This is a genomic window from Nocardia sp. NPDC059195 (assembly GCF_042754695.1).
Classification (GTDB): Bacteria; Actinomycetota; Actinomycetes; order Mycobacteriales; family Mycobacteriaceae; genus Nocardia.
Genome location: NZ_JBHZBG010000007.1, coordinates 194,009 through 202,390, shown reverse-complemented (window position 1 = coordinate 202,390; position 8,382 = coordinate 194,009). Strand labels below are relative to the sequence as shown.

Annotated in this window: 7 protein-coding genes; 5 read left to right on the top strand and 2 right to left on the bottom strand. The window is 67.7% G+C overall.

Translation table 11 applies throughout. The features are described 5' to 3' along the window. Window positions 1-215: 215 nt before the first annotated feature. The gene (locus ACFXKN_RS12530; protein ID WP_378954243.1) at window positions 216-1,238 is read left to right on the top strand and encodes an alpha/beta hydrolase; all 1,023 of its coding nucleotides are present in this window, start codon (window positions 216-218) and stop codon (window positions 1,236-1,238) included. Between the two features lie 145 nt (window positions 1,239-1,383). Next, window positions 1,384-2,622, top strand: coding sequence for a TetR/AcrR family transcriptional regulator (locus ACFXKN_RS12525; RefSeq protein ID WP_378953620.1), 1,239 nt, complete (start codon window positions 1,384-1,386; stop codon window positions 2,620-2,622). Here ACFXKN_RS12525 and ACFXKN_RS12520 read toward each other — a convergent pair. Then, window positions 2,619-4,130: an aldehyde dehydrogenase family protein gene (locus tag ACFXKN_RS12520; protein WP_379432991.1), complete on the bottom strand. Its 1,512-nt coding sequence runs from the start codon at window positions 4,128-4,130 to the stop codon at window positions 2,619-2,621. The genes ACFXKN_RS12525 and ACFXKN_RS12520 overlap by 4 nt on opposite strands. Window positions 4,131-4,440: 310 nt before the next feature. Between ACFXKN_RS12520 and ACFXKN_RS12515 the strand changes: the two genes are divergently transcribed. Genes ACFXKN_RS12515 through ACFXKN_RS12505 form a run of 3 tightly spaced genes read left to right on the top strand, consistent with a single transcriptional unit; the run spans window position 4,441 to window position 7,093 of the window. Next, window positions 4,441-5,442 carry an ATP-binding cassette domain-containing protein gene (locus tag ACFXKN_RS12515; protein ID WP_378953624.1) on the top strand — a complete coding sequence of 334 codons (1,002 nt, stop codon included), beginning with the start codon at window positions 4,441-4,443 and terminating at the stop codon, window positions 5,440-5,442. Next, window positions 5,442-6,251 (top strand): ABC transporter permease, encoded by an 810-nt coding sequence (locus ACFXKN_RS12510; protein ID WP_378953626.1) that lies wholly within the window; start codon window positions 5,442-5,444, stop codon window positions 6,249-6,251. Before ACFXKN_RS12515 ends, ACFXKN_RS12510 begins: the two co-directional genes overlap by 1 nt. Further along, window positions 6,248-7,093, top strand: a complete 846-nt coding sequence (locus ACFXKN_RS12505; protein ID WP_378953628.1) for an ABC transporter permease — start codon at window positions 6,248-6,250, stop codon at window positions 7,091-7,093. The genes ACFXKN_RS12510 and ACFXKN_RS12505 overlap by 4 nt, the downstream gene beginning before the upstream one ends. Before the next feature lie 70 nt (window positions 7,094-7,163). On the opposite strand, the gene ACFXKN_RS12500 is transcribed toward ACFXKN_RS12505, so the two are convergent. Beyond that, window positions 7,164-8,351 carry a lycopene cyclase family protein gene (locus tag ACFXKN_RS12500; protein WP_378953630.1) on the bottom strand — a complete coding sequence of 396 codons (1,188 nt, stop codon included), beginning with the start codon at window positions 8,349-8,351 and terminating at the stop codon, window positions 7,164-7,166. Window positions 8,352-8,382: the final 31 nt, after the last annotated feature.

Genomic DNA, 8,382 nt, shown 5'->3' with positions numbered 1-8,382 from the left:
GGGGCGCGATGACATCAGCGGTGCCGGTGAGGCATGATGTGACCGCGCTGTTGTAACGATTACCCCTGTTGTAACTACCGGATAACCCGTAGGGTCTGGCGTGTTGCAACTTCGTGCCCTGTTGGGAGCACGGACCGAGTCGGAATTCGAGACGAAGCGAAGGTGCGAAATTGATGCGTCGGCCCACCCGGCGTCGTGGCTCCAGGGCCGCGGCGATGATCGCGGCAACGGCAGTGGCGGCGGGACTGATGTCCGGTATCGGCACGAGCCCGGCATCAGCTGACCCGATCATCGATTCCAAGAGCCTGCTCGCCAACCCCGTCTCCGACGACGGCTCCAAGATCGTCAAGGCCGAGGTGAAAGACGCGCGCAGTCTGCGACTGCACGTGTACTCCGCGGCCATGGACCAGAACATCATCGTCGACGTGCAGCGCCCCGCCGACGCCTCGGTCCCGCGCCCCACCCTGTACCTGCTCAATGGTGCGGGCGGCGGCGAGGATTCGGCCTCGTGGGTGGCCAAGACCGACGCACTCGAGTTCCTCGGCGACAAGAACGTCAACGTCATCCAGCCGATCGGTGGCTCGTGGAGCTACTACACCGACTGGATCGCCGACGACCCGGTCCTCGGGCGCAATAAGTGGAAGACCTTCTTCACCGAGGAGCTGCCGCCGCTGGTCGACGGCGCGCTCGGCACCAACGGCGTGAATGCCATCGCGGGTCTGTCCACCTCGGGCACCACTGTGCTCGCGCTGCCGATCGCCAAGCCCGGCCTCTACCAGGCGGCCGCGGCGTACAGCGGTTGCGCGCAGACCTCCGACCCCGTCGGTTCGGAGTTCGTGAAGGTCACGGTCGAGACCTGGGGCGGCGGCGACACCATGAACATGTGGGGTCCGCAGGGCTCGGAGGAATGGGTCAAGAACGACCCCTACGTCAATGCCGAAGGTTTGCGGGGCGTCGATCTCTACGTCTCCACCGGCAACGGCCTGCCCGGCCCGTACGACACCCTCGATGGTCCGTACGCGCTGCCCGGTGCCTTCGGCCTGGCCAACCAGATCGTCATCGGTGGCATCATCGAGGCCGGCACCAACTACTGCACGCACAACCTGGCCAACCGGCTCAACGAGCTGGGTATCCCGGCGACCTTCAACTTCCGCCCCAACGGCACCCACTCCTGGGGCTACTGGAAGGACGAGCTGAAGCTGTCGTGGCCGACGCTGGCTCGCGGGCTCGGCCTCTAGACACCAGTTTCTCCCGAACCGCCCCGGTAGCGAGCACTTCGCTGCCGGGGCGGTTCCATTTCCTCGACCTGCCCTCACCGTTTGCGAATTGTGGTTAACTTAGGTTGACTGGTCCAATCCGGTTCGCGCAACGGAAAGTGAGTGCATGGTCGCCGATCGCAGTGAGGCCGAACAGGCCGGCGAGCCGACGACCGCACCTGCCCGCGTCGTACGCCGCAGGCCGAAGGACCGCAAGATACAGATCATGCGGGCCGCCGCCCGCGCGTTCAGCGCGCGCGGTTACTACCCGGTCGGCGTGGACGAGATCGCCGCCGAGGTCGGCATCTCCGGGCCGGCGCTGTACCGCCATTTCGCCAATAAATACGCACTGCTCGTCGCCGCCGCCGAAGAGGGTGCTCGGGGTTTGCGCGATGTCGCCGCAGCGGCCGACGATCCGTCGCTGAGCCCAGAGGCCCGGCTCGACGCGCTGCTCACCGCCGTCGCCGAACGCAATATCGACATCCGCCGCGAGGCCGGGCTCTACCGCTGGGAACGCCGCTACCTCGAGCGCGAGGACCGGGTGCGCATTCGCGCGTTCTATCGCGAACTCGAGGCGAACGTCGCCGCGCGCATCGCCGAGGTGCGGCCGGCGGCGAGCGCCGACGATGTCATCCTGCTCGCGGTCGGCGCGTTGAGTTCGCTGGCCAGTATCGCCGCGCACCGCACCACCCTCTCGCACGGACGCATGCTCGCGGTGCAGCTCGAGATGGCCTGGGCGATCGTGCGCGCCGAGCTGCCGCCGACCCCCGCCGAGGCCGAGCCCGACAAGCAGACCCGTGGCCTGCCGGTCACCTCGAAACGTGAACAGCTACTCACCGAGGCGATCCGGATCTTCGGCCGCAACGGGTATCACGAATCGGGCATCGAGGAGATCGGCGCCGCCGTCGGCATCAATGCCTCGAGCGTGTACCGCCACTTCGACAGCAAGGCCGATCTGCTCGCGGCAGCCTTCCATCGCACCGCCGACCGGCTCGCGGTCGCGATCGGCGAAGCGCTGGCCGAGGGCGAGGACCGCGCCGACGCCGCCCGCCGCATCGCCGACCAGCACGCCCGGCTCACCTTCGCGACGCCCGAGATCATGCCGGTCTACTACGCGGAGTTCAGCAACCTCCCGCAGGCCGAGCAGCACCGCCTGCGCGCCATCCAGCGCCAGAACATCCTCGAATGGGCGAACCTGCTCGACGGCGACTCGATCGAAGCCCGCTTCCGCGTGCACGCCGCCGTCGGCCAGATCATCGATGTCGGTCGGTTGCTGCGCTTCGACTCGCGTCCCGAACAACTGGCGCGCCTGGCCGCCCTCACCGACGCGGTGCTGCTCGGCAGCGGCTCGGCGGACGGGAACTAACCGCGGCCGTGGCGTAGGCGGAACAGCGCTTTCGCCAGCTGTAAATGCCCCGGGCGACGGTCGAAGGTGGACAGCCGGATCGGCGCCCGGTAGCGCCTGCGGGCGATCGACATGGTGCGGCTGTATTCGTGCAGACCCTGCTGACCGTGGCTGTGTCCCTGGCCGTATTCGCCGACACCGCCGAACGGCAGGGCCGGGATGCCGGTGAACGCGGTCGACGAATTCACCGTCACCACACCGACTTCGATCTGTTCGGCGATGAGCTCCGCGCTGGGGATATCGAGAGTGAAGATGGTGACGGCGATGCCGTTGCCCGCCGCGTTCACCCGGGTGACCGCGTCGGCGAGGTCGGCGACCCGGTTCACCACGAGCACCGGGCCGATCCCTTCGCCGGTGATCGCGATGCTGTCCTCGGGAACCTCGGCCAGCAAGATCGGTTCCACATACGGGTCGCGGAACGAATCGAGCCCGCCGAGCACCGCGTGCCCGCCGCGGGCGAGCGCGTCGCGGACCTGTTTGCGCACCACGTCGACCTGGGTGGCATTGATCATCGGCCCGTAGGAGGAGCGGTTGTCGGCGCCGGGACGCAGCTTCGCCGCCCGCTCGGCCACTGTGGCCAGGAAGTCGTCGAACACCGAATCGGCGACATAACAGCGCTGGATGCCCGAGGAGTTCTGCCCGGCGTTGGCCATCGCGCCGAACACCGCCGCCTCCGCGGCCGCGTCGAGCACCGCGTCGACGTGCACGATCATGCTGCCCTTGCCGCTGTTCTCCACGACCACCGGCGTCAGCGTCTGGGCGCACAGCGCGATCACCTCGCGTCCGCGCGCCTGCGGCCCGGCATAGGCGATCTTGTTCACCCCGGCCTTGCACAGGGCGGTAGCGGTCCGCGAATTTCCGGTAACCGCTTGCAGCACAGGCTGCTCGGGCGATACCGCGGCCCAGCTGTCGGCCAGCCAGGTGCCGACACCGGTGCTGAGTTCGTGCGGATTGAACACCACCGTATTACCGGCGGCCATGGCGTAGGCGATCGAACCCATCGGCGTGAACACCGGGTTGTTCCACGCACCGAGCACCCCGATCACGCCCAGCGGCAGATAGCCGACGGAGGCATGCTGATTGCGGGTCAACCAGCCGCTGGACAGGCGTTGCCTGCCCAGGGTGCGCTCGGCATTGCGGGCGGCCCAATCCAGATTCTCCACCGCCAGCATCACCTCCAGGGTGGCGTCGGCCTCCGGCTTGCCGGTCTCGCTGCGCAGAATTTCCACCAACTCGCCTGCGTTGCGGGCGATCTGGCGACGCCATTCGAGCAGCAAGCGCTTGCGGTCACCGAAAGTCAGTTCCCCCCACCAGTTCTGGGTGGCGCGTGCGGTGCGCACCGCACGGGTGACCTCGGCCGTGCCCTGCACGGGATACTGCGCGAGCTGTTCACCGGTGCGCGGATCGAATGCCGTCAGCACATCGGATCGACCGGTAGGCGCGGCGGCGGTAGAAGCCGACTCGACCATGGTCACCTCCCCAGATCGAACACGCCCGCACGCGGGCCGGTGAGACGAGTGTTTCCCCGCTGTCAGCGTATGGGTGCACAGCCCGGCCGACAAGGTCGGCGCACTGCCCTTGCACTGCCCACGTGAGCAACCCCACTGCCTTCGGCGAAGAACGCCCGGCAAACCGGGCGCATCAACGCAGACCCGGGCCGGGAAAACCGCCGGACCGGTAACATCGCGCCGAACGGTATGGATCACTTACCGGGAAGATTTTTTCCGCGTGCGCTCGTCTCGTTCAGGCCGTGCGCACCCGGCCGATGGTGGAGAGTTGATGCCGAGTTCGATCTCAGTGGATTCGCCCGCAGGTGGCGTCGCGTCGCGCGACAGTGAACCCGCGGTGCTGGTGTCCGACGTGCGCAAGTCGTTCGGTGACGTGCACGCCCTGCAGGGCATCAGTTTCCAGGCCGAGAAGGCCAGTGTGCTGGGCATCCTCGGACCCAATGGTGCGGGCAAGACCACGATGGTCAAAGTCCTGTCGACGCTGCTGCGCCCCGACTCCGGCACCGCCGTGGTCGCCGGGCACGACGTGCTCACCGACGCCGCGGCCGTGCGCCGGTCGATCATGATGACCGGCCAGTACGCCGCGCTCGACGAGAACCTGACCGGCCGGGAGAACCTCGAGCTGTTCGGTCGGCTGATGGGCCTGACCAAGTCGGCCGCTCGCAAGCGCGCCGAGGTGCTGCTCGAGGAGTTCGACCTGGTGAGCGCGGGCAAACGGGCCGTGCGCAACTACTCCGGCGGCATGCGCCGTCGCGTCGACATCGCCTGCGGGCTGGTGGTACGGCCCGAGGTGGTGTTCCTCGACGAGCCGACCACCGGTCTCGACCCGCGCAGCCGTCAGGGCGTGTGGGATCTGGTGACCGCGCTCAAGAATCAGGGCATCACGGTGTTGCTCACCACGCAGTACCTCGAAGAGGCCGACGTGCTCAGCGACAACATCATCGTCATCGACAAGGGCACCGTCATCGCGGAAGGCACCGCCGACCAGCTCAAGGCGAAGACCGGCGGCAGCTACTGCGAGATCGTCCCGCTGGACCTGAGCCGCCTCCCGGCGACCGTGCAGGCCCTCGGCGACCTGGTCCCGGCCGCCGTCGCCGCCGATATCGACGGCGCCGACAAGCTGTCCATCCCCGCCCCCGACGGCGCGGCCACCCTCGCCGAGGCGCTGCGCAGGCTCGACAACGCGGGCATCGACCTGGCCGACATCGCCCTGCGCAGGCCCTCGCTCGACGACGTGTTCCTCTCGATCACCGGTCATTCGGGCGGCCACTAGTGAGCGTCTCCACCCCCGCGGCGAACACGTTGTTCGCCGAGCTTCCCGCTGTGCACCCGAGCAGTTTCGCGCAGTGGCGCGCGCTGACCGGGCGCATCGTGCGCACCATGGCCACCAAGGGTGAGCTGATCGTCGCGGTGCTCACCCCACTCGTGGTCACCGTGGCCTTCTACCTGCCCCTGCGGTACGTGATGAAGGTCCAGGGCATCGACTACGCGCAGTACGTGATGCCGATCGTCGTGCTGCAGACGATGGCCATGACGATGATGTCGAACGCGCAGCTCGCGGCGTTCGAAGCGCTCACCGGGTTGAGTACCCGGCTCCAGACGATGCCGATCGGTTCGCTGGTTCCGCTGATGTCGCGCATTTGCGCGGGTCTGGTGCGGTCGATCGTCTCGCTGATCGCGACCGTCGGCTACGGCTATGTGATCGGTTTCCGGTTCACCGGCGGCTGGGTGCAGGCGCTCGCGTTCTGCGGATTCGCGCTGGCCGTCGGCGTGGTGCTCACGCTCGGCGCCGACGCGCTCGGCAGCATGACCAAGAACCCCGAGGCGCTCAGCCAGGCCCTCACCCTGCCGATTCTGATCTTCGGCATGATGTCGACCGGGTTCGTGCCAGAGGCCAGCTTCCCGTCGTGGGTGCGCCCGTTCGCGCGCAATCAGCCGATCTCCCAGTTCGCCCAGACGCTCAGCGATATGGCCGCGGGCCACCTGAGCTGGGCCGGCACGTGGGTGTCGCTGGCGTGGCTGGGCGGACTGGCTGTTTTCTTCCTCCCACTGGCGGTGTGGGCGAGTGTGAGGCGATCATGACAACAATCGAGAAGGCCTCCGTGGAGGAGGCCGCGGCCGATCTGCCGGTGGTGCGTACCAAGCCGGAGGGATCGCTGTCGGTGTGGTTCACCCACAGCCTCATCCAGACCAAACGGCTGTTGATGGTGTGGTTGCGTGACCCGTCGACGACCATCCAGACCATCGCCTACCCGGCGGTGACCCTGCTGATGTTCCGCATCGTGCTCGGTGACTCGATCACCGCGGCCACCGGTGCCCCCAGCATCTACGGCCAGGCCGCGCTGCTCACCCTGGTCGCCGCCATGACCGGCGCGGTGGTGAGTGCGCTCGGATTCAAGCGGGAGAAGGCATCGGGACTGCTCAGCCGGTTCTATACGATGCCGCTGAACAAGGCTTCGCTGCTCACCGGTCGGCTGCTGGCCGAGATGCTGCGCATCCTGATCACCACATTGATCGTGCTGCTGGTCGCGGTCCCGCTGGGGTTCCTGTTCATGGAGGACCCGTTCGCCAATATCGCGCTGGTCCTGGTTCCGGTGCTGTTCGGCATCGGGTTCGCGGTGATGGTGACGGCGCTGGCCACGATCACCGAGGGCGTGATGCTGATCAGCCTGATCGGCATCCTCAACACGCTGCTGATGTTCTTCAACACCGGCTTCGTTCCGGTCTTCGCCTACCCGACCTGGTTGCAGGATGTGGTCGCGAATCAGCCGATGAGCTGCGCGATCGATGCGATGAAGGGGCTGTCCTACGGTGGGCCGGTCGCTGAACCGCTGCTCAAGACCGTCGCGTGGACGGTGGGGATGGTCGCGGTCTTCGCCTATCCGGCGATCGTCGGCTACAAGAAGGCCGCCGAGTCCTCGTAGCGACTGTCGTAATCGTGCAATCGGGCTTCCGAGAATCAGTTTTCTGATTGATGCGAGGCCGATTGCACGATTACGCCGGTTCCCCGTCGAGTGCTGCGGCGCGGTCGAAGGGGTAGTCGAGCCAGCGGTCGCGGTTGGTCCAACCGACGAGGTCGTAGCGCCAGCGGAACGGCCAGGTGTGGGCGACGGTGTTGAACAGGGCCGCGCCGAGCGCGGTGTAGTCGTCATGGGCCGAGAGCAACGCGCGCTGGCCGCGCGCGGATTCGGTGAAGAAGGCGTCGAACATGGCGATGGACTGGTCGGTGGTGAGCCGGCCCAGACCCCACAGGCCACGCATGCGCATCCAGTACACGGCCCTGGCCCGCCACGGCCAGAGGGCTTCGATCGGGTTCTCGCCGCGCTGCACCGCGGCGACGGCGGTGTCGGCCAGCGCGAGTGAGTCGGCCACGCTGTAGCCCGTGCACGGGTGCATCATCCCGCCGAGTGAGCCGAAAGGCACCGCCACAGCGGTCCCCTTCTTCGGGGGCGGCTGATCCAGGGGATAGTGGGCGGCTTCGTGCGGTTCGCCGCCGGTGAGCTGGATACCGTGGGCCGCGAGCCTGTTCAAGGTGCGCTTGCGTAACTCGTGCTGCGGCATCCCGCCACGTAACCCGAGGCTGGTTTCCTCGAAGATCACCGTCCCGTCCCCGAGCGGCACCGCGTAGAGGAACGACGGCGGCTCATCAGGACCCGCTCCGTTCTCCGGCCGCCAATCCAGCAGCAGCCCTTCGCCTTCGGCGACCATCGGTGCCGCGGTCTGCGCGTCCACGAAGATCCCGTGCGCCGACGCGGCCCTGCGCTTGCCCAACGTCGGCAGTCCCCGCGTATCGAATACCGCCCCCGCGGCGATCACCGTGCCGTCCGCGAGCTCCACCTCGTGCGCATCCACCCGCCGCGCCCGGTCCGCGAAAACGGTCGCGTCATCCAGCGCCAGCGCGGCGTGCAACCCAGCCTTCGACAACACGCAATAGGGCCGCTCGATCCGATGCTCACCCTTGGTCCACACCGTCGGCGCCGCGATCAGCTGCGCGATCGCACTCGCGGGCAACCACTCCGGCAGTTCGTCCACCCAGCAGGAAAAGGTCGGGGGAAACAGTCGCTCAGGCCGAGGATCCACCGCCGCGACCCGCAGCCCGGCCACCGCGGCCCGATGCGCCAACCCGCGCCCGGCCGGTCCGAGCCCGACCACACAGATATCGAATTCCCGCGCAACGCTCACGTCCGCATTCAATCGGCAGCGTCCGCGCCAC

Bases quoted from the DNA above. Each gene is read 5' to 3' on its own strand.
- ACFXKN_RS12520 (WP_379432991.1), bottom strand. From the start codon at position 4,130: ATGGTCGAGTCGGCTTCTACCGCCGCCGCGCCTACCGGTCGATCCGAT.
- ACFXKN_RS12530 (WP_378954243.1), top strand. From the start codon at position 216: ATGATCGCGGCAACGGCAGTGGCGGCGGGACTGATGTCCGGTATCGGC.
- ACFXKN_RS12515 (WP_378953624.1), top strand. From the start codon at position 4,441: ATGCCGAGTTCGATCTCAGTGGATTCGCCCGCAGGTGGCGTCGCGTCG.
- ACFXKN_RS12525 (WP_378953620.1), top strand. From the start codon at position 1,384: ATGGTCGCCGATCGCAGTGAGGCCGAACAGGCCGGCGAGCCGACGACC.
- ACFXKN_RS12505 (WP_378953628.1), top strand. From the start codon at position 6,248: ATGACAACAATCGAGAAGGCCTCCGTGGAGGAGGCCGCGGCCGATCTG.